The sequence below is a fragment of the Vibrio sp. Y176 genome (genome assembly GCF_033438945.1).
On sequence record NZ_JAWOQS010000001.1, the window covers coordinates 395633 to 421238 of the forward strand.

The following is a 25606-nucleotide window of genomic DNA, read 5'->3' on the forward strand; positions in this document are numbered from 1 at the left end:
TAAAAATTACAATATTTAGAATATGATTGAAAATGAAGGTAATTTGCAATTTAAATGCTGAGAAGTGAAACTGCCCGAGAAGTTGTGCAACTGTCTCGGGCGAAGTGATGAATCAGGTGAGCAGCTATAAAGTTTTCTCACAAGAACCGCTAAGTGGTGGAGATATTTTTAAATTATCATTAAAGATTTCTACAACGACGGGGCCTTTATTTTCATCTTTTGCATAGTATGCACAGGACTTGTCCCCAGTATAGGTTTTACCTGCCTTTTTGAAACTGTAATACCAGGAGTCATGGGTAGCGGCACCGGATTCAAAACTAGCAGATTCAGATTGTTCGCCAATATTCAAGTCGAAATGAACCTCCATTTCCGGAGAGTCTTTAAATCTCACATATCCGGTGATTTTATCGTTGGAGTTATTTTTAACGTAAAATGAACCCTTAGTTGTCATAATTTTTCCTCTTTTTTAATTTCTATACGTGATAGAACGGCCAAATGACGTTCTATTAATATATGCTTTTTAAGATGCATATTGATGTTAAATGATGGTCTTATTAGTTCTAAGGTGATTAAACTTATCCTTAGCGTATTTTTCTTTTATACCGATTAAGTTGCGGTAGCTTCGATCAAAATAAACGCTTGTCGGAATTGCCGGATCTTTAAAGCTGATGAAGGCACCATAGGTTCCCGGTATATCAGCTTCTCTGGCTTTATCAATCCAGTCCATGGCTCTGTTTACATCAACAAGTACTGGGTTATTTTGTAGTTCTAGTTTTTGCTTTATCTCTTCATTCCACCAGGTTTGGTATTGGACTGTATATTGACACTGGCGGTAGGGGAAAGATATGTCTTCAAGGTCGTCTGAGTGATGATAAAAACCGCCAGTGATCGCCCCTAAGGTTACGTAACTAAATAGCCCTTGATCGCGGTTTTCTGGCTTTATCAAAGGTGAAGTTAAGCTTTGCAAAAGTGCAGTATAGCCTTCTGGTTTAAGACCTCGCTCTGACACCAATCGCGAAGTGATTTTGTGAGGTGCTGGGGCGTCATAATCTGGAGGGAAAGGAGAACCGTTTTGACACAAAGAATCGCGCCCCCATGTGCTCATCAGGGAGTGATCGTATTTCTTCCCGTCAAAGTCAGTGCCATGTGCTTCATAGACTTGAACTAAATCAGGGAAGCAAGCGCCAAATTGAACGGCTATAAATTGGTGAAGATCTTGTTCTGTTCCTTCCCAGTAGCCATACATGGTGCAGTGATGGCTGATGGTTTCAATATCACAGTGGTTAGATGATTCAGGCAGAGCATCAATTTGCAAGTTGGTGCCAAGAAGTTTAGGCGTATCGAGGCTTTTTATAGCCTGCTCCCAATTTTTTAGCACATCTATGGTAGGGTGCGTTGGTATTGGCTGAAGCATACCGTTGATTTTTTGATAAAGGTTCCACTGAAGCTCGAAGCGGTGGATCTCTTTGGGTAAAGGGAATGTTTTTACGCGTAGCTCGGTAACAATGCCATAGCTCATGCCTCCGCCGCCTCTTAGTGCCCAAAATAGGTGAGGGTTGGACTCTGCTGAGACTTCTGTGATCGTACCATCACCCAATACCACGGTTGCACTCACTAGGTGCTCACAACACATGCCGTATTTTCGCGTCCAAGGGCCCCATCCTCCGCCTTGAATATAGCCAGTCAACCCAACTGTGGCACAGGTTCCATGTGCAATCATTCGATCATGCTCTGCAAGTTTTGGTGTCAGTTGATAGAAGCGATAGCCAGCACCAATGGTGGCAATATTGTCACACAATTGGAAGGTCTTAATTCTGCTCACGTCAATCAAAATGACGTTGTCACCACTGCATTCACCTGCGTGATCATGCCCTCCTGAGCGAACACGAATCGGGAGATTGAATTGAGTTGCTGTTAGATAGGCTTGCTGAACTTCTTGCGTACTTTCGCACATGACAATGACAAAGGGTTGGTGTTGATAGCGAGTATTGAAGATGAGTGACTCGACTTGATATTGGTTCAAACCGGGAACCGGTGAAACCGTGTTTTCAAGAGGTGTCAGTAATCGTTCTTTAGGAAAACCGCACTTATCCATTTTCTGAATAAACAGTTTGGCATTATTGACTGAGATTGAGTACGCGCTAAGTACAGCGAGGCGTTGTATTTGAGGGTTAGGGTGCTGTTCTACCACTTGGTTTTCTTTAGTTCCCTGCATCCATTCATGTTCCATTATTTTTTCCATTTGGCTTATGTATTGAATAGTTGTTCAAATATTAAACCAAATGCATACATTCACCATATCAGTTTGGTATCAGTTGTTCTGTACAAATCGCCAAAAGCATCAGCGAGAGAGCAACAATATCTGGTTGATGAAAAGAACGATCGGCATCTGCGTGACCGTGGATAATTTATGTAGTCAAGTAGATCTGAGCCTAAATTGATACTGAACCAGAATGACGTGTTATCTACATTGAATGGGTCACTAACGACAATAAATTCAGTTGGAGAACACAATGAAAATGGACTCAAAAGAATCACAAGCAATTTTTACTGCTCATTATCAAATTGGTAACGGCTTACCTGGAGGAGTGAGCTTCGATGTTAATCTACTCGTGGCCAGCGAAGACAAATCAATAGTGGGTAAAGGACATATCTTTCAGGCCGTTAACCCACCGTTAAATGTGGTGTCTGATCTCAATGGTAGTTTCAACTATCAATGCACGATGCGTGATTGTCATATCATGGTGACGTTGCAGGGCTACCAGCCTTATCTAGGCATTGCTCCTTTAGGAGCTGATCTTCATAACGTAACGCTCAACCTCCTACTTAATGATGATTGGAAGTCAGGCGTGGCATTCTATCGATATAAAAATAGTTCAGGTAAATGGATTGAAGCAGCAAATCAACGCGTTACTCTACTTTTGCCTGAGCATGTTCCTAGCATCGAGAACTTTAAGGTGGAGCAAAATGATCTTGCGCCAGCATAAATCTCATCAGCGATGACACTGTGCCAAAACACAGATATTCGATGGTTTCGAATATCTGTGTTTGACGAGGTAAATCGAGTAAACACGATGACTTGACGGTGCAATTAATCGACTTTCTTCGTTTATTGAATATTTCATGGTTGAGTAGATGTGGAGAGCCAATGGTCGAGCTCATCAACACTTATTTGAGCCTGATTCAGTTGATGCTTACGCGCGGCCTGATTGAAGTTTAACAACTCAGAGACGGAGCTGGACTGGTCGAGTAAGGCAAGCATCAGATTCGCTTGTTCAATATAAAAATCACCCCATGGATGCGGATCTTCTTGGGTGAAGTTAGACAGCTTATCGCGATATTTTCGAAGTAGCGTAGGCTGCTTATACTGCCACGCTACTTGGATTCCTTGTTGGTAAAAGCGTAAATAGTTATGACCAACACAGGTAGATTCTAGCCAAGCCTCACCAGTGCGCAAAGCGGAGAGGGCCGTTGATTCATCGCCACAAATAAGTGCCTTGGTAGATACGAGCCAAGGACCAATAAAATTGTGTAGCTTATTGATATGAACAAGATCTAGAGCCGTGTCGATGTCCGAAAGGGCTTTCTCCTCTTTTCCCTGATACCAGTGCAATCTTGCACTGGACTCCAAAAGAAAAGCGACAAATCGATGAGCATTAAGCTGTTTTGAAAGTTGTAGAGCGGTCGAGATTTCGTTTTCAGCTTGCACCAAGACATTACGGTCGAGAAAGATCCATGCAGCCGTAAGCCTAGAAACAATTTCTGCTCGGCGGTTTGCCGTGAGATAGGCAAGATTCGAGGCATGCTGAGCCTGTTTTAGTGCTTCGTCAGATTGCAGTTGATAGATCATCACTGTTGCCAGCATGTAGCGATTGGCAGTTTCAATCGAAAGCAACTGATGCTCTTCACACAGTTGCAAACACTCGGTTAAGTGCTCGTATGAGCGAGCCATTTTTCCTTGTGCGTAGGCACAATCACCGAGGCCGCCAAGCGATTTTGCTTTCGCGCGAAAACAGTTTGCTCGTTGACTGTAATCTAATGCAAGTAAATGTTCTTTCTCACATTCGTCTAGCTGCCCAGTGGGGAACAGCATATTACCTCTCATCGAGTGAATTTCACACAAAGATTTATTTAACGTCAGCTTTTCGCACAGGGCTTGGGCTTGGTCTAAAATCGACATCGCTTGTACAAAGTTGTCGGTTAAACGGTAGGGGTTAATGAGGTCTAAATAGTATTGAACACGTTCAGAATCATTTTCTGTGTGATGAATCGCTTGCTCAAGAACCTCAATACTCTCTTTGATGCGTCCCATCGAATACAGGCAGTTTCCTTTCATATTTAGTGCATACGCCATCTGTGCTTTAGGTGACTCTTTAATAGCGTATTCAATAAGAGTCAGTGCTTTTTCAAATTGATAATTGCTCAGGTAATGTTTGGCGGTCTGGTCAAGAACAGTAAATACACCTTCGCCCTTGGCATGATTGATATGGACTGCATATAAGAACCGATCTCGGTTCTCATACCATTTTGCGCAGGCCATGTGTATTTTTGAACACTGTGACTTGTCTATTTGACGGAAAACAGCATTACAAATCAAATCATGATGGAAAAGGTATTGATCGCCATTGAGTTTTACTAAGCCAGCGTCGACTAACTTATCTGGTACGTAGCCGGGAATTCGAGTGATTTCACGCAGTTGCTCCAGTTGAAAGTACTGCCCCAACACAGATGCAGTACAGAGTGCTTGGCGATCTTGGGCTGGAAGTTGAGCTAATTGTATCGAAACTAAATGTTCCAATGACTCCGGAACGTCTTTATCAAACTGAGAACAAAGTAGTGTTTGGCGTAAGTATAGAGGATGGCCTTTCGCAAGCTTTATACAGTCATTGATATGTTTATTCTGTTGGCATGTGATTGAGCAAGCTAACTCGTAAGACTCTTCAGATGATAACTCCCTAAGTTCGATTAGATTCACGTTGGCAAACCAAGATTGTTTGGAACTAAGTCGTTTTTGCTGCCTAAACGTCAGAAAGAGTAAAATATTGGTGTTTGTAATATAAGGTAGCAGTGTCTCAAGAAATGCCAACATTACCTCGTCGGCCCAATGGACATCTTCAACAATAATCAAATGCGGTTTGCTGGTCTGCCGTTGTTGAATTAAGAAAGGGATAGATTGCTCTATCGTTTGTTTCAGCGTTTGGAACTCCATTAAGTTCAGCAGCTGTTTTTCTGATTCGTTGAGTGTTACCCCCATTAACCAATAAAGGCAGAGATGGAAAGAAGAGGGAATTGATGACTCGACAGTCTGCTGACGAATAGAATCATCGGTATCTTCACGAGTAAATGAACAAATTGCCCGAGTGAATATATTTTGAGGGGACAAGAGATCAGCACTGCCATGATTCAGGATTTGAATCTCTGTGGTTAAACACGAAGAACGACTCAAAGACGAAATGACCTGGTTGAGTAGGCTGGTCTTTCCTATCCCTGCGGTACCAGTAATACAATACGTTTGGCCTGCTTCTTGTTTTTGCCATCGCTTGATTCCGCTATTCAATGTTTCTAGTTCAAGTTTACGCCCTACGAAACAGTCAGTATGGTTTTGGTGTAAGGATACAAAATGCCAGTTGTTGAAGTCTGGCTCTCCTGTTAGAAAAGGTTTTATTGGTCTGGCACAATTGGACGAGATAAAGCAAGGACAAGCAGCTATTTCTCCCCAAGGGATTTTAACTAGGATTTCATTGATTGGGGTTATCGCATTCGGATGTTCCGATAGCTCAGTGATTCGATGCATGTATTTCACATTGATAAAAGACCGAATCGAAGCCGAAAGAGCAACCTTTAATTGAAGGGCTAGTTGTCGAATTCGCTCAAAAATATATTCGTCCGATTCCTGTAAAGACCAAGTAAGAACAAACGTTCGGTTTTGTATTATGGGTGTAGTGTTTTGGCTGAGAAGTAAGGTTTGCAGAGCCTTTGCGGTCAAATCACACTTTGCTTCGATTGCAAAAATAAAAAAATATGGTGGTGATGAAGATACATTTGTAAATAATGGTTCTGAGGCCCGATCTATTAAAAGGTCCTCTACGGGGACAGAAAAGTATTCCGCGAGATTGGATGCGGTACGATACAGCACATTCGCCCCAGACTCTGCTCGCTTTATAGAAGCAATAGATACGACAAAACCCTGTTGAAAGCATTCTTCCGCCAGTCTTTCTTGGCTCAGTCCTAATTTCTTTCTCAGTTCTTTGAGTCGTAATACGTTGAGTGGAATTCTTCCATCCCTATTTGCCATATTTCACTCCGTTGTAACGTATAGCTTTTCCCAGTAAACCTGAATCGATTGGATATGTTGATTGAATAAATTTATCTTATTTCACCGCATATAATACTAGTAGTTAAAATGTTATATACGAAAATGAAATGGGCATTTTAATCTTCAAACCACATTAATTCATTGTTATATTAGTGGTGTTTTTTATTAATAATTTTGATATTTATTTTTGTGAGTTCATGTTTTTCTTAATAAGTTTTTTGAAATATCTTTAAACTTATATCTTTTAAAAGATTGCACACCTTAAACTTATATTGGACTTCATTAAACTTTAAAAATTAAATTCTTTAATTTTAGAGATATAAATTGACAATCTTATTTTTAGTGTTTTTTTTGATCTCTATTCTGGCTAACTGATTTTTTCTAGTCTATAAATAAAATATCGGCAATTTCAAAATAACTGCCGAAAAAATTATTTTAATTTCAATATTATAAATAGTTGGCTTTATACTATGGATATTGGCTTTTTCTGCCTGTTAAAAGGCTTTCATATTACACCACACTTGAGTGCCGCGCTTACCTCTATTAAGGAGACTGCGTGGCTGCCATATGTCAAACGATCTTGCCATCGAGGGGATTGGCAAGCGCTTGCTTTAGAAGAATCCTATCGAAAGGCCTATTACCCTAACTATTTACTACTCTCTGAATTTACAGGATTAGAACTGTTTTTATCTCAATTTTTCTGCCCAATTTTGTCAGTACGGTTTATGAAGTTAGAGCCGGGAGCTGAGATATTGTAACGCGGACCTCTGGCATATGTTTTTCTCAAGTACAGGTGTGTTACATCATTAACTACTGCTACAGCGGCAAGTGAGGTTCATGAATTATGCAAAAAGGCTCATCTATAGAATTCTACCAGCAACGTCCTCAATCTCGTGAGACGGTCGGTGTTGAAGAAGTGCAGCAACAAACTCAACAGTTTGGTTTTGCTGAACCCGAAATGGATGAGCTGCTTAAGTACTCATTACGGACTCAACTTGAGGCTATGCTCCAAAACCAACTCAGCACGGCTGAACGCCGACGACAACTGAAAGAGAGTTTCGCTGCGGCAGTTGAGCTCGTATTGAAGGAGACGAAAGTTGAGCACCGAACACTGGTGCAAGCCTTTCAGACCATGTATGGCAACGCTTGCCAATCTCTTTCTCTGGCTAAACTCACTCAAGAGGAACTGACCCGACAGTACATTTCCACATCTGGGCTGGTGATGTCTCCTCTTAACTGTAAACACACCATCAAAGATGTGTACCGAATTAAAGGCTTTGCGTGTGGTACAAACAAAGCTATCCAACAAATGCTTGCCAACAAGTCACAGGTTAAAGTGCTTTATCCAGCTTGCGGCCCCTTTGCACCGTTGCTGCTGCCTTTACTTGCTCACTACAAACAAAGTGATCGGATTAGCGCAGAGCAGCTTCAGGTGACACTAGTAGATATTCACCCCGGAGCGATTAAAGCACTCAATCAATTGATCGCGGATCTCGATATCGCAGACTACATTGAAGCCTTAGTGGAAGAAGATGCTACCCAATTTTCGCCAACTCAAACGTTTGATCTCCTGATACTTGAAGCGATGCAGCATGGCTTTAGTCGGGAAGGGTTCCTCAGCATCGCGAAACATTTGGTTCAATATTTACATATTCAAGGCGAAATGATCCCCAAGCAGGTATCTGTGCGCGCCATGATGGTCATCGGGGAGACGGAATTTAATCAACAATGGAAAAAAGCAGAGTATGCACATTCCAACCATTGCCAACCGGAAGCGATAGATGATCGAATTGATCTGGGAGAAATTCTTAATGTTAATAAAGCCATGTTGCTCAAAAGCGAGATTTTTGAGCTAGATGGTGGAATAAAAATGCTGCAAGGCAACACCGTAGAGCTGCCGAAAGATGTGCCAGATATGGCAAAACGTATCCTCGCCATTTACAGCCATATCGATACTTACGGAGATGCCATGGTCGGACAATACGACTCCGGTATTACACATCCTAAACCCGACATGACTTTTTATGTGGATGCCAAGCCCAAAGCTGTTGAACACCATTACTTCGAAGCGAGGGGAGGGGATAAGGTCAGTTTCTATTATCAGTTAACCGGATTGCCAGGTTTTGTCGCCACCCATGGATGATTTCGATATGCAGCAAAAATACGTCGTTTTTACAGGAAGTTGTTACGCCTTGCCCATCATTCAGTTGTTGGCACAACAGCATAAATTGGCGGGCGTGGTAGTACCGGAAGGAGAACTAAATCCTGACTTACAGCAGCTACAGAGCTATCTGAGCGCTCAATCGATTCATATTGCTCAGTATACCGCCAATGACAGCAGTGCTTTGATAGCGCAACTCGATGCTTGGCGAGTCACGGATGGCGTCATCTATTTGTTCAGGCACATAGTTCATTCCTCGCTGTGTCAGTTTTTCAACGGAAACTTGTACAACATTCATCCGGGAAAGCTGCCCGAGTATCGAGGCCCGATGCCTCTCTATTGGCAATTAAGAGACGGTTTAGACACCTTTAGCCTCACCCTGCATCGTCTTGAGGCATCGGCTGATTCCGGCGCTATAGGAATGGAGTTAGAGGTACCATTTCACCCGTTTGAGACCTTAACCAGTGCTCAGCAAAAAGCGTCACAAATGACGGCTAAGCTGATGTATGACTTCCTCATCGCGCAACAAAAGCAAGGGCTGGTTTGGCGTGAGCAAGTATCAAACCCCAACGAAGTGGCACGAGCAGTAAACCAACATGATCTGCACATTCGTTGGAACGTGCAAACGAGTCGCGAAATCGTCAACTTAGTGCGAGCAGGCAATCATGACTTCGGAGGTGCGATGTTGAGCTTGCCAAATGGTGTCGCCAATGTTTTGCAAGCAAGCGCAGTGGAGACTTCTTTAGTTGGTGTTGAGGCGGGGAGCATTCTCGAGATCAGCCCACAACATGGGTTACAAGTGAAAACGTTAGATAGCGCCATATCAATAGATGTTATTGCTACACAGCAAGGCGTGTTTTCGGGTTATCGCTACGCGCAAATGGCTGGGCTGGACGCTGGGATGTCATTGCTTCAGCGCTCTTCGGCCTGCGAGTAAAGAAATATCTCAATACGGCTCTTTGCGGCATTAATGAAGCCCTTAACGGTATTTAGTAATGCGAGATTGGAAAGTTTTAACCAACCACACCAATTACGTTATGGGTTGGTTTTAACTTAAGTGTATACGTTAAAAGGAAGAACAGTATGGCTACAGAACCGTATCTTGGGACACTAACCGCATTTGGCGGCAATTTTGCAATTAGAAATTGGGCAATGTGCTCGGGGCAAATGCAGGCAATTGAAGATAATCCAGCGCTCTTCTCTCTAGTTAGCACTCTATACGGAGGTGACGCCCGAACTACCTTTGGTTTACCTGATTTGCGTGGCCGCAGTCCAGTTGGTGTAGGCACACGACCTGGGGGGATGGATTATCATCAGGGAGAAAGATTGGGTACTGAACTGGTAACTATTGATATAACTCAAATGCCAGCACACTTACATACGGCAATTTTTACCCCTCTTGGCACTTCTGCACCTGTAACAGGCAGGATGAAGGTTGCTACCAATGCTGCAAATACACAGGTACCTGATAGTAATTCGTATATAGCGCAAAACTCTACCCCCGGGTTCTATAAACCGACGTTTCAGCAACCAGATTTGACCGAGATCGAAGGCTTAAGTGTTTCTGGTGGTGGCTCGGGCGGAGGTACTGTAACTGTGACTAAAACAGGCGGTTCAATGCCACTTAATATTTTGAGCCCGGTATTGCCGATTAATTGGTTAATTGCCACTGCGGGAGTATACCCACCGCACAGCTAATCAACCAAGAAAGAATTGGCTGAATCTTTCGCTAATCCTTTCCTATAAAAAATTAAATATTTAAGTTGATTATGATAACCCGGCCATGTTGATAAGGCCGTCATCTTCAGGAGAGGAAAATGAGATTACATCGTCAGGTTGCGATCGCAATTACAACAGCATGGGTGTTCTCAGCGTTTTTTTCCGGTGGAGTCTGGGCTGCACAGCAAACGATTAACTACTCTAATGGTTCAGGTTCCAATTTTAGTGAGGTGGAGACCGGCGTCACAGGGGGTATGCCCTCAGTCACTCTTACCAATGCAGGTGCTGTATCTATGGTATTAGATGCGGGCACTAGCTCGGATGGCACTCCGTTTACTGGCCTAAATGACCTCGGGTTTGTAGCTGGTGTTCTTTACTCAAATACCATGATTAATGAGTTCAACAATCGTGGCTTCCGCTTTTTTGAGAAATCAAGTACTAACTTCAGTTTCGACGAAATTACCTTTATGCAGGGGTCGGCCCGAGACTCAGATAAAACGTATCAACTTGTGTTAACTGGCTTCTCTAATGATACTCAAACAGTGACCGAAACTGTCACCTTGCCAAAAGGTGGTGAAGCAAACTCAGGGTTACAGGACTTGTTTACCCTGACCCGTGGTACAGACTTTAATGATTCGGCATGGCAGGACGTTGATACAGTGACTATGGCGTTTACCCGAAGTCCGGGTGCTGACTCTCGTTATCTTATCAGAAGTATCAAGATTGATGACGCTGCGGTTTCAGACTCTACCGCGCCTACTTTTGTCAGTGCGAGCTCAACCCCCACTGATGATGCAACCAATGTTTCTGTTAGCAACAACATCGAGATTGCCTTCGATGAAAATATTGAGCTGAAGAGCGGCAATATTACCATTCGTAATGTTACCGACAGTCGCGACTTTGAAGTATTTAATGTTGCCACCGAAAGCGATGGCACAACAACATCACCAGGCGCTGGTCGCATCAGTGTTACCAACAATAAAGTTTACTTAAACCCAACCAGTGATCTGGCAGGGAACCGGACCTACGCCATTCATATTGAATCCAGTGCCGTGGCTGACAGCGCAAATAATAGCTTCGCTGGGATCAGCGATGATGCCACATTTAACTTTACGACAGTCGATACCACGCCAAATGCGCCATCTACACCCGATTTAGATGCTAGTTCGGATACCGGGCCATTAAATACTGATAATATTACCAGTGACACTACACCAACGTTTAGTGGGATTTCTGAGAGTGGATCGATCGTTACTTTATACAGTGATCAAGTCGGTGGAGGTGCAACGGTTATTGGCACAGGCACTGCTACTGGCGGGAACTGGCAGATAACAACCAATGAGTTGGCGTCTGGTATTACACATGCAATAAGCGCTAAAGCGTCTGATAGCGATGATAATGTTAGCTCGGCATCCAACGCGTTAAGTGTCACCATTGATACAATAGCCCCATCAGCAGTGAGCATTACCACACCGATTGAGGCTGACAGTATCGTCAACGCTGCAGAAGACAACGATGTGTTGATCGCTGGCTCCGACGCGGAAGCAGGCAACAGCGTGACCGTGACTATCACAGACAATAGCAGCTCTGTCAGTCGTACGGTGATGGCCGACAATTCAGGCAACTGGACGCTGAGCGGCAGCGAGCTGGATGTCAGTGGCTTGAACAATGGTACCCTGACGGTGTCTGCAACCCAAGCTGATATAGCTGGTAATATCTCCACCGCAGCCACACAGAGCATTACCCTGGACAATGCAACCCCATCAGCAGTGACCATCACCACGCCGATTGAAACTGATGGGATCGTCAATGCAGCGGAAGATAACGATGTGTTGATCGCTGGTTCCGGCGCGGAAGCAGGCAACAGCGTGACCGTGACCATCACGGACAATAACAGCGCTGTCAGTCGTACGGTGACGGCCAACAACTCAGGCAACTGGACGTTGAGCGGCAGTGAGCTTGATGTAAGTGCGTTTAACAACGGCACCCTGACTGTGTCTGCAGCCCAAGCAGATATAGCAGGTAATACTTCTACCGCAGCCACCCAGAGTATTACTCTGGATAATGCAGACCCATCTGCTGTAATCATCAATACGCCGATTGAAACTGATGGGATCGTCAATGCGGCAGAAGACAACGACGTACTGATCGCTGGCTTCAGTGCGGAAGCAGGCAATAGCGTGACCGTGACTATCACGGACAATAACAGCTCTGTCAGCCGTACGGTGACGGCCGACAACTCAGGCAACTGGACGTTGAGCGGCAGTGAGCTTGATGTCAGTGGCCTGAACAACGGCACACTCATAGTTGCTGTGACGCAATCGGATACGGCGGGTAATACCTCCAGAGTGACCACCCAGAGCATTACCTTAGATAACGCCGCACCATCAGCTGTGACCATCACTACACCGATTGAAACCGATGGTATTGTCAATGCAGTAGAAGATAACGATGTGTTGATCGCTGGCTCCGGCGCGGAAGCAGGCAACAGCGTGACCGTGACTATCACGGACAATAACAGCTCTGTCAGTCGTACGGTGATGGCCGACAATTCAGGCAACTGGACGCTGAGCGGCAGCGAGCTGGATGTCAGTGGCCTGAACAATGGCACCCTGACGGTGTCTGCAACCCAAGCTGATATAGCAGGTAATATCTCCACCGTAGCCACCCAGAGCGTAACCCTAGATAACGCAGCGCCATCCGCTGTTACCATTTCCACGCCGATTGCAATCGACGGTATCGTCAATGCGGCAGAAGACAATGATGTGCTGATTGCTGGCTCCGGCGCGGAGGCTGGCAATAGTGTGACCGTGACCATCACGGACAATAACAACTCAGTCAGTCGTACGGTGACGGCCGACAATACCGGGGCTTGGACGACTATTGGCAGTGAGTTTGATGTAAGTGCGTTTAACAACGGCACCCTGACGGTCGCGGCGAGCCAGAGCGATGCGGCGGGCAACACCTCCAGTATAGATAGCACAACAATTACGTTAGATAACGTGAGGCCAACTGTTTCTTTGAGCAGCTCAGACCTTGATTTGATCTCTGGCGAAACGGCGAGTATCACGTTCACCTTAAGTGAGTCCTCAAGTGACTTTACTGAGTCAGATGTCACCGTCACTGGCGGCAGTTTGTCTAACTTTGCGGGCAGCGGTGACAATTACACGGCCACCTTTACGCCGGATAGAGACAGTACAAGTACAGCGACGATTAACGTGGCGGCAGATTTCTTTACCGATGCTGCCGGGAATAGCAACACTGCTGCGCCTCAACTGTCTATAACCGTTGATAGTTTAGTGCCGAGTGTGACTATCTCCAGTGATAAATTGGCGCTGAAAGCGGACGAAACGGCGACCATTACCTTTACCTTAAGTGAAGCGTCGAGCGATTTTACCGAGGCGGATATCACGGTTAGTGGCGGTACTTTGTCTGGTTTTGCTGGCAGTGGTAGCAGCTACACTGCGACCTTTACACCAACGGAAGAGAGTGCGACGAGCGGTACTATTGAAGTTGCCACAGGCACATTTACCGATGCCTCTGGTAACACCAATAGTGCAGCTACACCATTTTCCATCAGCGTCGATACTGTGCTTCCAACCGTTAGTATCACTAGCTCCAGCGCTGCGTTGAAAGCGGGTGAAACGGCAACACTCACGTTTACCTTGAGTGAAGCCGCAACTGATTTTTCCGAAGCCGATGTGACCGTGGCTGGAGGAACTCTTTCTAACTTTGCGGGCAGTAGCGCCAGTTACACGGCTACCTTTACACCTGCAGAAGAAAGCACTGAGGATGCAACTATTGATGTTGCAGCCGAGAAATTTAGCGACGCAGCTGGCAACCTCAATACAGCAGCGACTCAGTTGTTGATCTCAGTGGATACGGGGATCCCGACTGGACATAGCATCAGTATTGATCAGGAGAGCATTAACAAAACCAACGAACAGGCGATGAGCTTTACCTTCGCAGCAGCTGAAGTGAACGCGATGTTCACTTATAGCGTGACCGACGGTACCACGACCATTGACGGCGCTAGTCAAACAATTTCTTCGGAGACCATGCAAGTAACGGGCATTGACGTCACTGTTTTGCAAGAGGGGACGTTGACAGTAAGCGTGGTGGTAACCGATGTCGCAGGCAACGCATCTGATGCAGTGACGGATACTGTGACCAAACGCTACGATGTCGCGCCAACGGTAGTTGATGATAGCTTCTCGACTGAGGAAGATACGGCGAAACAATTTAATCTGTTAGCCAACGATTCCGATGTTAATGATGACATGGTCGCTTCTTCTACAACGATTAAAACGCAACCAATTAAAGGTCAGGTGTCGATCAGCAACGGCGTTGTTACCTATACGCCAAATAATAATGAGACAGGCACAGATAGCTTTACCTATACCGTGAAAGATGCCCTGCTGCAGGAGTCGCAAGAGGCGACAGTGACCGTCACTATCATGGCTATAAATGATGCGCCAGTCGCTAAAGCGCTGACCATCAACACCGACGAAGATACCGCAAGCGCAGCAGTCAGCGCGCGTAGTCAAGCGGAGGATGTTGAAGATGGCATCCCAACGGGTGATTTATCGTTAGTTAGTTTGCCTCAAAAAGGACAAGTAGCCATTGATCAAACTGTAGGCACTTTTGTATATACGCCGAATCCGAATGAAAATGGTAGCGATAGCTTTACTTACACGATCGCAGACAGTGAAGGCGGCGTTTCTCTTGCGGCCACGGTCAGCGTCAATATCGGTTCCGTCAATGACTCACCAGTAGCGGAGGAAGACAGTTTTACTTTTGATGAAGATATCACATCGACACTCGATATTTTAAGTAACGACAGTGATATTGAAGATGGGTCATTCACCCCGAGTAGTATTACCCTGCAAGATCTTGGTCAAGGAGAGGGGGTATACAGTTTTGCCACGGTCAGTGTCAATGTCGATGGGACCTTAAAGATTGTGCCAACAGCGAACGTTAATGGTCAACATAGCTTTACCTACATGCTAACCGATAGTGGTCAAGCAGTCTCAGTGCCTGCAACCGTCACGCTCAATATTACGCCAGTGAATGATGCCCCCGTTGCTGTTGATAACAGTGCACAACTACTAGAGGGAGGCTCCTTCGAGGTCAATGTATTAGGCAATGATAGTGATGCCGATGTTGGAGACAGTTTTGAACTCACTAGTGTCACAGTCGTCGATACGCCAGCACATGGCAGTGTGAACGTGACGGCGTCAGGAGCGATTGTTTACAACCCCAATGAGAACTACTTCGGTGAAGATAGCTTCACCTATACGGTGGCAGACTTAGCAGGTGCTGTATCTAACGCCGCAACAGTGACCATGACAGTAACACCAGTCAACGACGCACCAATGGCGCAAGCACAGTCACAAACGCTTGATGAAGACAATAGTTTGGTGATCACGCTGGTTGGTTCAGATATTGATAACGATGATGACACTCTGCAGTATCTTATCACTGAGCAAGTCAGTCATGGCGTGCTAGAGCAGTTGACCAATAATAGTTGGCGCTATACACCAGAAGCGGACTTCAATGGCTCCGACTTCTTCTTGTTCAAGGTCAACGACGGTGATCTCGACTCGACAGAGGTTCGTGTCGATTTGACGGTTAATGCAGTCAACGATACACCAACCGCGACCGATATCAGTGCTACGGGAGAGGAAGAAATACCGCTGACCATTACTTTAAATGGTAACGATGCAGAAGGCTCATCTTTGAGCTATCAAATTGTAAAATCGCCAGTCAACGGTAATGTTACCGTCACAGGCAATCACGCGGTTTATACGGGTAACAGTAACTTCTTTGGTCAGGACAGTTTCACTTACAGCGTAAGTGACGGAGAACTTACCTCTGGAGTGGCGTTAGTGACCATCACGGTGAATAACGTTAATGACGCGCCAGTGATTACGGGTACCCCATCGGCGCAAGTTGATGAAGATAGTGTGTATCAGTTTGTGCCCGCGGCATTGGACAATGACCCAGCGGATACTCTGACCTACTTGATAGCTAACAAGCCACCTTGGGCTACATTTGACAAGACAACAGGAGCGCTTTCTGGCACGCCAAGTAACCGTTATGTGGGGACTTATCCAGGTATCGTGATTAGCGTATCCGATGGCACTATTTCTTCCTCATTGTCAGCTTTTTCGATTACTGTGAATAACGTTAACGATGCACCCGTTATCTCTGGTTCACCAGCAACACAAGTGAATGAAGACAGCACCTATCTGTTCACGCCACAAGTGTCAGATGTTGACAGCCAAGCCTTCACCTTCAGTATCGTGAACAAGCCATCTTGGGCTAGCTTTGATGCATCAACAGGCACGCGTAGTGGTACACCAGATAATGGTGATGTTGGCAAATATCAGGGCATTGTTATCTCGGTTTCTGATGGTCTCACGACCACAATGCTCAATAGATTCAGTATTGTGGTTAACAATGTCAATGACGCGCCAGTGATCAGTGGCACTCCTGCTCTTACCGTAAACGAAGGCAGTACGTACCGCTTTGCGCTGCAGGCATCGGATGTTGATAGTAGTAGCTTGAGCTTTTCAATCCGCAATAAACCATCATGGGCAACCTTTGATAGAGCAACTGGGTTGCTAAGTGGTACGCCGGAAAATGAGCATGTTGGCAGCACCAATAATATTGTTATTAGTGTCTCAGACGGTGAGCTAAGCACATCTTTAGCAGCGTTTAGCATCACGGTAATCAACGTTAATGATGAGCCAGTGGCGGTTAATGATACCTATGTCTTTACCGAGAGTAACGATGGTAGCTACTTATTGGATGTACTCAGCAACGACAGCGATGTTGATCTAGATACATTACAACTGGAATGGGTTAAACCTACATCTGGAACGGCAACGATTGTGGGCAGTCAAATCCAATTGGTAACGACCTCAATTGGTACAGTGGCAGTGCAATACAGTGTGAAAGATGGTAACGGTGGAAAGGCCACCGCGAAAGCAATCGTGACAATTAAAAGTGCGAAATTGGACGCACCAACAATAGCCGCACCTTCAGATATCGAAGTGAACGCAACTTCGCTCTTTACTAAAGTTGCATTAGGCTCTGCTGTGGCACGAGATAGTACAGGCAAGCTATTACCTGTTTCATTGGTCGACAGCACGACCTTTTTCCGACCTGGAACTAATACGGTCTATTGGCGCACTCAAGACTCTGATGGAAACGTCGCTGAAGCTAGTCAAACGGTAACAGTGTATCCACTGATAAGTATCTCCAAAGATGCGCAAACCACGGAAGGCACCAATCATAGCGTATCGATACACCTTAACGGTCCTTCGCCGAGCTACCCAGTAATCATACCTTATACGGTTTCAGGAAGCACGGACAGTGATGACCACACGCTCACCTCTGGTGAAGTGGTGATACCTAGTGGTACCGAAGGCAAACTTTCGTTCGAACTACTTAATGATGGACAAAATGAGGGCGTTGAAACCTTAGTGATTGATCTGGACAGCACCCTTAATCTAGGTAGTAAGCGTCGTTACACCTTGACAATCTTTGAAGAGAATGTGGCTCCGAAGGTCACGGTAAGTGTATCTCAGGCGGGGGAGCAGCGGAGCCAAATTGAAAATGGTGTTGAACCGGTCGCAATCACGAGCAGTGTTAGTGATGCCAATATGTCCGATATACACAGTTTCAGATGGAGTAGTGATAGCGATGTACTTAACCAAGCGATTGCGGGGCAGATGTACAGCGAAACATTGACTTTCTCTCCGCAATTACTGAGTTCAGCGATTTACAATTTGCAATTGACAGTTACTGACAATGGCACTCCACCATTATCAGTGACACGGAATGTCTATTTAGAAGTGGTACAAACATTGGCGGAGCTCGGGAGTGAAGACAGTGATGGCGACTTAATCCCGGATGATCAAGAAGGTCATAATGATAGTGATGGTGATGGTATCCCTGATTATCTTGATGCAATTTCTGACTGTAACGTAATTCAACAGGTTGTGTCAGAAAAAGATCGCTTCCTCATTGAGGGGCAGCCAGGTGTCTGTTTACGCAAAGGAATAACCATTCTGACTAACGCAACAGGAGGAGCTTTATTGCTGGATGAGGAGCTTCCTAAAGATATCAACATGAAGAGCATAGGGGGAATCTTTGATTTTGTAGTAACTAATTTGCCGCTGCCCGGCCAAAGCTATCAATTAGTTTTGCCTCAGCGTTTACCTGTTCCAGCAAATGCAGTGTACCGAAAGTATAACGCTGAACAGGGGTGGATAGACTTTATTGAGGATGCTCAAAACACGGTTTCTTCTAGTGCTGGCGAGGCTGGTTATTGTCCGCCACCAGGGCACAGTTCATGGTCACAGGGTCTGACTGAAGGTGACTGGTGTGTACAACTTACCATTGAAGACGGTGGTCCGAACGATGATGACGGATTGGCTAATGGCAGTGTCGTTGACCCTGGCGTCGTTGCCGCACGTGTAAGCAATAATACACTCCCTCAAGCGATTGACGACAATGCGTTTGTTAGTCTCAATGGTACGGTGACGATCGATGTATTGAGCAATGATGCTGATGCTGATGGTGATGGGCTGAAGGTAAGTCGCGCTTCTGTAGATATTGGTAGTGTTAGTGTGGTTGATAACAAACTAAGTTATGTCACTCAACCACAGTACTACGGGGAGGCTTTGATCACTTATAGCGTAACGGATGGTAATGGTGGAACGGGATCGGCGAAGGTGACGGTAAATGTGGTAAACAGTCAGAATCCGAATGCGGTGGACGATAATATTACCACCGATGATCGTACCCCTGTCACGGTTTATGTCCTTGCTAACGATACCGATCCGGATAACGACACATTGAAGTTGGTTTCAGTCCAAGCGCAGTATGGGCAGGCGGTCATGAATGCAGATCAGAGCGTGACCTATACCCCTACCTCAGGGTTTGAAGGCAATGATGTGTTGACATATATCATTCAGGATAGCCAAGGCCTGCAAGACGCGGGGAAAGTTATAGTGACCGTTAAGTTGGTAAGAGATGTAAAGGTTGAAAATACTTCAGCAGGATCATTGGGTGGCATGGTGTTGATGCTTTTGATTTTGTTAGGAGCCATGCAACGTTATGGAAGAAACAGTGCTCTAGCACTAATTGCTGTGTTTAGTTTTAGTAGTCAAGCGGGCTGGTATGTTGATGTTCAAATGGGGTCAAGCCATGCAGATGAGCGTGATGCTGTTAAAGGTGATAACGTAATCTCTACTGACAACACCGGGTTCTATCGCTCTGTCGGGTTGGGATATACTTTTTCTGATCAATGGTCTGGAACTATTCGTTATATTGATATGGGTGAAGGTAGTGCTACATTGCGTAGTGCTACTACTTCACCAGAAGACTATCACGCCAATGTCGCATCTATAGCCCCACTCCTTGTTAAGGGCATGGGCTTCGACATCGGTTATAAGTTCTGGCAATACAATTCATGGTCCGCAAAACTGAGTTTGGGGGGCTTGTTCTGGGATACCGATATTGAAAGTACGTATCAAGGCAGCAAGATAACGACGGAAGTGGATGGTTTTGATGGATATATTGGTGCAGAAGTTGGCTACAACCTCTCAGATAATTGGGAGATCGGTATCCAAGGCGCTCGTTATTTTTTACATGAAAATGATGTTGATATAATTGCGGTACAACTTCGTTATTTTTTTGAGCCGTTAACAGCGTATTAACCTAGGGTTTGGTATTTTTCGATAATTTGTATCCTAAGCGATCATGAAGCGATATGGTAAATTACTGGAGATTAATGTCGTGATTGTGATCTTTGTTATATAGGTCAATACTCTATAACAAATCCTTAATTACCTTGAAGTCTTTTCTTCTTTAACATCTAGCGAAAGATAGTGTTTTGATAGAGTGTTAAGCAGAACTTACTGTTCGATATTAGAAAAATAAGGTTCATTGAATGCTCGATGTGAACTTAAAAGAAGATGATTTACGCAATAGGGTTGCTGGTGGCGCTGAAAGTGTCAGCGTGATACGTCGCTTTACTTTGAACCTAGTACGTTTACAGTCGAAGAAATATAGTGTTGGGGCTGAAGCCAAACCAAGCGTGTCAGAGCGACACAGTTCGTATTGAACCCTTATTGGGTTGAAAAGCGTTCCACGCTGGCTGTCGCCCTGATGCTGATAACTGCGACGATAAATTGATACCGAGCAAAACGATAATTTTATATCTGCTTTAATCCAATATTGATTGAATAATATCAAATGCTTTTTCTATTTTTTGGGTAGGAATAATGCCAAATCCAAATAAGAGGGCATTAGAATGATTGTTGATAGAAAAATGCGATGATGGGTAAACCGCTACATTTGATGAAGCAAATTTATTCATCATGTGTGTCGCGCATCCCGATACTTCAGCTGCTATATGCAATCCACCTTGGCTTGGAATACGTTGTAAGCAATCTATGTTGTCAATTAATTGAGTTAGCTTATTATACCTTTCGCTGTAGATTTTATTCATATTGAGTAAATGGTGAGAGAAATGACCGTCACGCATGAATTCGTCAAGTAGGATTTGAGACACTACAGATGTACTTCTTCCCAAGTGCCATAACATATTTGAAATTGGCTCTATTAAAGACTTTGGCGGAATCATATAGCCAATGCGTATGCCGGGAAATAGTATTTTAGAGAAACTGCCTACCATAATGACGCAGTCATTTTTATCTTGTGACTTGAGAGCTTGCTTACTGGTATTGAGGTAGTGATATTCCGCATCATAATCATCTTCGATAATGATTGCGTTATTAACTTCTGCCCATCTCAGCAGTTCTAACTTCCTTTCAACTGAGTAGCTAAAGCCTAAAGGGAACTGATGACTAGGCGTTGTATAAATAATTTTGGTATTAGAAGGGATTGATTCAACGACAACACCTTGGTCGTCCATCGGCACGGAGCCTATTTGCGCGCCAAGTAATCGAGCTTGATTTCGAAAAACAGGATATCCTGGATCTTCCGTCGACACGAGATCCCCGGGAGAGAGTAATGTAAGGAGAGTCGTCATTATTGCCTGCTGGCACCCTTGCGTAATGATGATGTCTTCAGGGTCACAGATTACGCCTCTCGAGTGTCTCACACACTCGCAGATAGACTCTCGTAAACAAGCTAACCCTTGCAAATCACCACCATGTGCAAACTCTGGAGTTAATGCATTGAGCCTACTCAGTCTTGAGTGTCGCCAAATATGCTTTGCTATTCTCTGATGATCAGGAACGCCTAAAGTGAAGTCATAGTCTAGATTCTTTGGTGCGATGATCTCTGGCTTCTTCGCTGCGTTAGTGCCAAACACCCCTAGTTGGTAGTGTTTTATTGGTCTCTTATCTTGATCCATCGTTTGTTCTAGAGCATTACTTACGTACGTGCCAGACCCTGACTTTTTTACTATCCACCCCTCGAACTGAAGTCGCTCATACACCGAAATGACAGTGTTTCTTGCTATGCCTAACTTTTTCGACAGCATGCGGGTTGACGGTAATCTCTCATTTGATCGTAATCTGCCTTCTAATATCCCTTGGTATATCTCGGAATAAAGCTGTTGGCTGGTGACTTTTCCAGTTTCGAAGTGTAGTGAAAATGGCATCGTTTTCTCTGTAGACGTTGAAAAGTGGTTCTAAAGCGTTGTGAGGATGTGGATCTGTATATACCAAGTATATCTACCTAGTATACCGTTATCGTGATATGGAGAAAGCGTAATGAGTACACTATTTCCCCATTTTGGAAACGGATGTTACTTACATTCGTATCTAACCGGCCTACCTATCAACGGTGATCAGGTTTAGACCTGTTTATATCGCACTAAAAATTTGAAGACACAGTGTTATTCATCGAGGGTTAACGATTGGAGTTCTTCAAGTCAGGATTACTTTTATATAAAAAGTTAAAAGCCTTGGAATAAACTAGAAATTAATTATAAGTTAAAATTAAAAAATTGAGGGTTCAATGAAGTTAAACAATGCCTTGGTGGCCATTTTATCGCTCACTTCTTTCGTCACGTTTGCGAAAACGGAGTTAACGGTTAGCAGTCAATTAAAGAGCGTAGTTGATGATTGCGCTAAAGGATTAATAAACGAATACGACATTCCGGGGTTGGCTGTTGCAGTAACGATTGATGGCAAGCGTTATTTTTACAATTACGGTTTTGCTGACGAAAGTAAGGGGAGTTTAGTCACCAACGACACAATTTTTGAACTCGGTTCTATCAGTAAAACTTTTGCCGCTACTTTGACTGGGTATGCCCAAGAAAAAGGTAAGCTAGACATGGATGACAAGGTCAAAGATTATATTCCAGAATTAGAGAATAGTGCTCTGGGTAATACCAAGCTAGTTCATGTCGCCACCTACACTGCGGGTGGTCTACCATTGCAATTTCCTAGCGAAGTAACGAACGACGCTGAAATGATGCAGTACTACAAAACGTGGAAACCGGAGTACGAAGCCGGTACTAAGAGGAAGTACTCAAACCCTAGTATTGGTCTATTTGGCTACATCGGTGCCTTGAGTATGAAGTCAGACTATACGGAAATGATGGAAACCGTCATCCTGCCTGAGCTCGGTATGACCAATACCTTTGTCGATGTACCAAAGGATAAGCTTAATAACTATGCTTTTGGTTATAGTTCTGAGGGAAACCCCGTTAGAGTTAATCCAGGTATTCTTGATGCGCAAGCCTATGGTATTAAATCAACGAGCTCAGATATGCTTCAATATATCGAAGCAAATATGGGGCAAGCGCAACTGAATAATGATATGGAGAATGCGCTAGAGCAAACTCACATTAAGTATTTTAATACCGATACATTTACGCAAGCAGTAGGGTGGGAAGGTTATGATTACCCCGTTTCACTTTCACAATTATTGAAGGGTAACTCCAGCGACGTAATTCTCAACGCTAAACCGGTGCAAGCAAGTGAATCCGGTACTCTCGGTCGAGACATTTGGTATAACAAAACGGGCTCAACAGGTGGGTTTGGGGCATATGTCGCGTATGTACCTTCTAAAAAAATAGGCATAGTGATTCTAGCGAATAAAAACTACCCTAATGCAGAAAGAGTAGAGGCTGCTCACCATATTATTAGCTCAGTGGTGAAGTAAATTTTAGTAGTAATAGGAACTATGTAATTATTAGAGCTTATTTAGATACATACTATCTGCAGTGTTTTATTCGATAGTATTTATAGGAGTATTCATGAAAACTAAGCATTGGTCTAAAGTGACTTTGCTACATGAAGTTGTTACGAACCCAAATATAACGATTAAAGGTAAACATAGTTATTACAGTGATTGTTGGGACGCCGGTTTTGAGGAGTCCGTTGTAAGATATCTACAAGGTGATGAGTTCAGCCGAGATTGGGAACCAAAATGGAAGATTGATAAGTTACATATAGGTGACTTTGTCTGTATTGCAGCGGAAGTTGTGATTGTTATGGGGGGAAACAGTACACATAGAGCAGATTGGTTCTCCTTGTACCCATTTATGGACTTTATTGAAGAAGCGTACGTCGGGAAAGGAGATACTCATATTGGCGATGGCGCCTGGCTCGGTATGCGATCCATGATAATGCCGGGTGTGACTATCGGAGAAGGAGCAATCGTTGCGGCAAACAGTGTGGTGACGAAAGATGTTGAGCCTTACAGCATGGTTGCGGGTTCACCAGCTAAGCATGTCAAATATCGCTTTTCTCGAGAGACGATAGACGAACTGCTTGCTCTTAGGATATATGATTGGCCTGATAAGAAAATCGACAGCCTGAAGAGATTTTTATGTTCAGACGATTTAGAAGGGCTGAGAAAGGCAAGCGCTGAATATGATAGAAACCATTCAGTGTCGTGACAACGTCACCATTTAAAAGGTCAGAAAGAGGCCATTGTTGGGCCTCTTTGTATTAAATATCTAGCCAATACAATGAGTAATCATTTTATTCTTTTATTGATTTTTTATGTGAATATGATAATGGCGCGTACCACTTGCGTTCAAGAACAAGAGGACAACGTGTTTGGTAAAGGGGAAACCGATGGAATATCGGGAAACTATAATTATTAAGAGCCGCATGTAGCGGCTCTTTTTGATCCTGAAATTGGTTAGTGGCGACAGACTACGAAGCGTTCAGAGGGTTGCGAGGACTCGCTTCAGATAAATGAAGAAAGAGCGAATCGAAGTGGCTGTTGTTACCTATTTGACTGCTCATACCGTTGCCATTCCGCTGTTAATTCTGCTTTTTCTTTTCTCGCTGCAATCAGCATTTCTATATTTACGTCAGTGTTTGGGTGCCTTTGAATGTATCGCTCGTAATCAACCGGAACACCATTGATGTGCAGTTCAAGATGTAAATGCGGCCCTGTTGTTCTTCCTGTGTTACCCGTTTTCCCTATCACTTGTCCTCGGCTGATCTTCTCACCAACATGGACGTTGCGCTGAGATAAGTGTAGGTAGCGTGATACAGCGCCATTTGTGTGGCGGATATTAATATAGTTGCCCGCAAAACGGTTGTAGCGGGACTTTAAAACGATGCCATCAGCAATACTACGAATCGGTGTACCTACAGGTGTGGCATAATCAGTGCCTAAGTGCGGAGTCGTTATATTGGTCACTGGATGTGTTCGCTTTAAGTCATAGTCAGAGCTCACTCTGTAGTTTTTATCAAAGGGTGAAGAAAACATGAACTGATTATTTATCGACACACCATGCTCATCAAATACGTTACCGTGACCATCATTGATAATAAATAAATCAGTTTTACTGCCTAAATAGTAAAAAGAACTAATGTAAGTTTCATTTTTACTATTTAATTTAGTTCTTAAGATAAAGTTATCACCTCTTTTAATAGAGTCAATAATATTAAACTTGCTTTTGATAAGTGCTAATAGCAAGTTGATCTCTTTTTGACTCACTCCTGATTTTAATAATGAAGCGACAAAAGAGTATTCAACAACACCGATAGTGATTTTTTGCCTACGAGTCTTCTTTTTAATTGATGACTGCACATTCTCACTTTCGAATTCTAAAGGCTTGATGGTAGGTAGCCTATCCACAGGAGTGAGGAAGTAGTGAGAAAGCGATACGCTAATCAATATGATTAACGCAGTAGTGATAAGGGCTACGGTAGGAGCTTGCACACTCCTTTTTATTATTAAAATAGTCATTAGTTTTGTTGGTTTATCAATACTGACAGTTGTGCGTAGAGTATAATATTTTAAATAAAAACTAGCATTAAAGCATGAGTAATTCCTCTGTTTTAACTAAGTTAATAATTATAGGATGTAAAAATAATTTTAATAATTCAGTCAAAGTGACGGTTGGCTTGGTGTTTATGCCTATTTTGTTGGTGTTAATGTCACGTTGAGAAAAT

14 protein-coding genes are annotated in these 25606 nt (G+C 44.0%); 9 read left to right on the forward strand and 5 right to left on the reverse strand.

Annotation, left to right across the window (positions count from 1 at the left end):
• Positions 1–124 precede the first annotated feature (124 nt).
• Positions 125–451 carry a hypothetical protein gene (locus R7O13_RS01870; protein ID WP_005373454.1) on the reverse strand — a complete coding sequence of 109 codons (327 nt, stop codon included), beginning with the start codon at positions 449–451 and terminating at the stop codon, positions 125–127.
• A gap of 87 nt (positions 452–538) precedes the next feature.
• Complete coding sequence (locus R7O13_RS01875) at positions 539–2230, reverse strand: FAD-binding oxidoreductase (protein WP_262592098.1); 1692 nt, start codon at positions 2228–2230, stop codon at positions 539–541.
• Positions 2231–2513: 283 nt separating this feature from the next.
• Here R7O13_RS01875 and R7O13_RS01880 point away from each other — a divergent pair, with 283 nt between their 5' ends.
• Complete coding sequence (locus R7O13_RS01880; protein WP_005373450.1) at positions 2514–2987, forward strand: DUF1842 domain-containing protein; 474 nt, start codon at positions 2514–2516, stop codon at positions 2985–2987.
• A gap of 134 nt (positions 2988–3121) precedes the next feature.
• Here R7O13_RS01880 and R7O13_RS01885 read toward each other — a convergent pair whose 3' ends face one another.
• A complete protein-coding gene (locus R7O13_RS01885; protein WP_230850652.1) occupies positions 3122–5794 on the reverse strand; it encodes an ATP-binding protein in 2673 nt (890 codons plus the stop codon).
• Positions 5795–6786: 992 nt separating this feature from the next.
• Between R7O13_RS01885 and R7O13_RS01890 the strand changes: the two genes are divergently transcribed.
• The 6 genes from R7O13_RS01890 to R7O13_RS01915 all read left to right on the forward strand — a co-directional run bounded on the left by R7O13_RS01890 (position 6787) and on the right by R7O13_RS01915 (position 20334).
• Complete coding sequence (locus tag R7O13_RS01890) at positions 6787–7074, forward strand: hypothetical protein (protein WP_155489961.1); 288 nt, start codon at positions 6787–6789, stop codon at positions 7072–7074.
• Between the two features lie 86 nt (positions 7075–7160).
• Positions 7161–8459, forward strand: coding sequence for a hypothetical protein (locus R7O13_RS01895; protein WP_258656456.1), 1299 nt, complete (start codon positions 7161–7163; stop codon positions 8457–8459).
• Entirely contained in the window at positions 8452–9414 is a 963-nt protein-coding gene (locus tag R7O13_RS01900) for a formyltransferase family protein (RefSeq protein WP_318302820.1), read from the forward strand. Before R7O13_RS01895 ends, R7O13_RS01900 begins: the two co-directional genes overlap by 8 nt.
• Positions 9415–9560: 146 nt before the next feature.
• Complete coding sequence (locus R7O13_RS01905) at positions 9561–10175, forward strand: phage tail protein (protein ID WP_042522652.1); 615 nt, start codon at positions 9561–9563, stop codon at positions 10173–10175.
• Between the two features lie 314 nt (positions 10176–10489).
• Positions 10490–19927, forward strand: coding sequence for an Ig-like domain-containing protein (locus tag R7O13_RS01910; protein WP_412125710.1), 9438 nt, complete (start codon positions 10490–10492; stop codon positions 19925–19927).
• A 233-nt stretch (positions 19928–20160) separates the two neighbouring features.
• Positions 20161–20334, forward strand: coding sequence for a hypothetical protein (locus R7O13_RS01915; protein WP_262635580.1), 174 nt, complete (start codon positions 20161–20163; stop codon positions 20332–20334).
• 102 nt (positions 20335–20436) lie between these two features.
• Here R7O13_RS01915 and R7O13_RS01920 read toward each other — a convergent pair whose 3' ends face one another.
• Complete coding sequence (locus R7O13_RS01920) at positions 20437–21840, reverse strand: PLP-dependent aminotransferase family protein (protein ID WP_318302822.1); 1404 nt, start codon at positions 21838–21840, stop codon at positions 20437–20439.
• A gap of 359 nt (positions 21841–22199) precedes the next feature.
• Between R7O13_RS01920 and ampC the strand changes: the two genes are divergently transcribed.
• Positions 22200–23351, forward strand: a complete 1152-nt coding sequence (gene ampC, locus R7O13_RS01925; RefSeq protein ID WP_318302823.1) for a class C beta-lactamase — start codon at positions 22200–22202, stop codon at positions 23349–23351.
• 94 nt (positions 23352–23445) lie between these two features.
• The gene (locus R7O13_RS01930; protein WP_017635780.1) at positions 23446–24090 is read left to right on the forward strand and encodes a CatB-related O-acetyltransferase; all 645 of its coding nucleotides are present in this window, start codon (positions 23446–23448) and stop codon (positions 24088–24090) included.
• A gap of 335 nt (positions 24091–24425) precedes the next feature.
• Here R7O13_RS01930 and R7O13_RS01935 read toward each other — a convergent pair whose 3' ends face one another.
• Positions 24426–25400 (reverse strand): M23 family metallopeptidase, encoded by a 975-nt coding sequence (locus tag R7O13_RS01935; RefSeq protein ID WP_318302824.1) that lies wholly within the window; start codon positions 25398–25400, stop codon positions 24426–24428.
• Positions 25401–25606 lie beyond the last annotated feature (206 nt).

Coding starts and splice junctions, on each gene's coding strand:
- R7O13_RS01920 (WP_318302822.1), bottom strand. CDS start 21,840: ATGCCATTTTCACTACACTTCGAAACTGGAAAAGTCACCAGCCAACAG.
- R7O13_RS01890 (WP_155489961.1), top strand. CDS start 6,787: ATGGATATTGGCTTTTTCTGCCTGTTAAAAGGCTTTCATATTACACCA.
- R7O13_RS01870 (WP_005373454.1), bottom strand. CDS start 451: ATGACAACTAAGGGTTCATTTTACGTTAAAAATAACTCCAACGATAAA.
- R7O13_RS01915 (WP_262635580.1), top strand. CDS start 20,161: ATGCTCGATGTGAACTTAAAAGAAGATGATTTACGCAATAGGGTTGCT.
- R7O13_RS01880 (WP_005373450.1), top strand. CDS start 2,514: ATGAAAATGGACTCAAAAGAATCACAAGCAATTTTTACTGCTCATTAT.
- R7O13_RS01910 (WP_412125710.1), top strand. CDS start 10,490: ATGGTATTAGATGCGGGCACTAGCTCGGATGGCACTCCGTTTACTGGC.
- R7O13_RS01905 (WP_042522652.1), top strand. CDS start 9,561: ATGGCTACAGAACCGTATCTTGGGACACTAACCGCATTTGGCGGCAAT.
- R7O13_RS01900 (WP_318302820.1), top strand. CDS start 8,452: ATGGATGATTTCGATATGCAGCAAAAATACGTCGTTTTTACAGGAAGT.
- R7O13_RS01935 (WP_318302824.1), bottom strand. CDS start 25,400: ATGACTATTTTAATAATAAAAAGGAGTGTGCAAGCTCCTACCGTAGCC.
- R7O13_RS01930 (WP_017635780.1), top strand. CDS start 23,446: ATGAAAACTAAGCATTGGTCTAAAGTGACTTTGCTACATGAAGTTGTT.
- R7O13_RS01895 (WP_258656456.1), top strand. CDS start 7,161: ATGCAAAAAGGCTCATCTATAGAATTCTACCAGCAACGTCCTCAATCT.
- ampC (WP_318302823.1), top strand. CDS start 22,200: ATGAAGTTAAACAATGCCTTGGTGGCCATTTTATCGCTCACTTCTTTC.
- R7O13_RS01875 (WP_262592098.1), bottom strand. CDS start 2,230: ATGGAACATGAATGGATGCAGGGAACTAAAGAAAACCAAGTGGTAGAA.
- R7O13_RS01885 (WP_230850652.1), bottom strand. CDS start 5,794: ATGCATCGAATCACTGAGCTATCGGAACATCCGAATGCGATAACCCCA.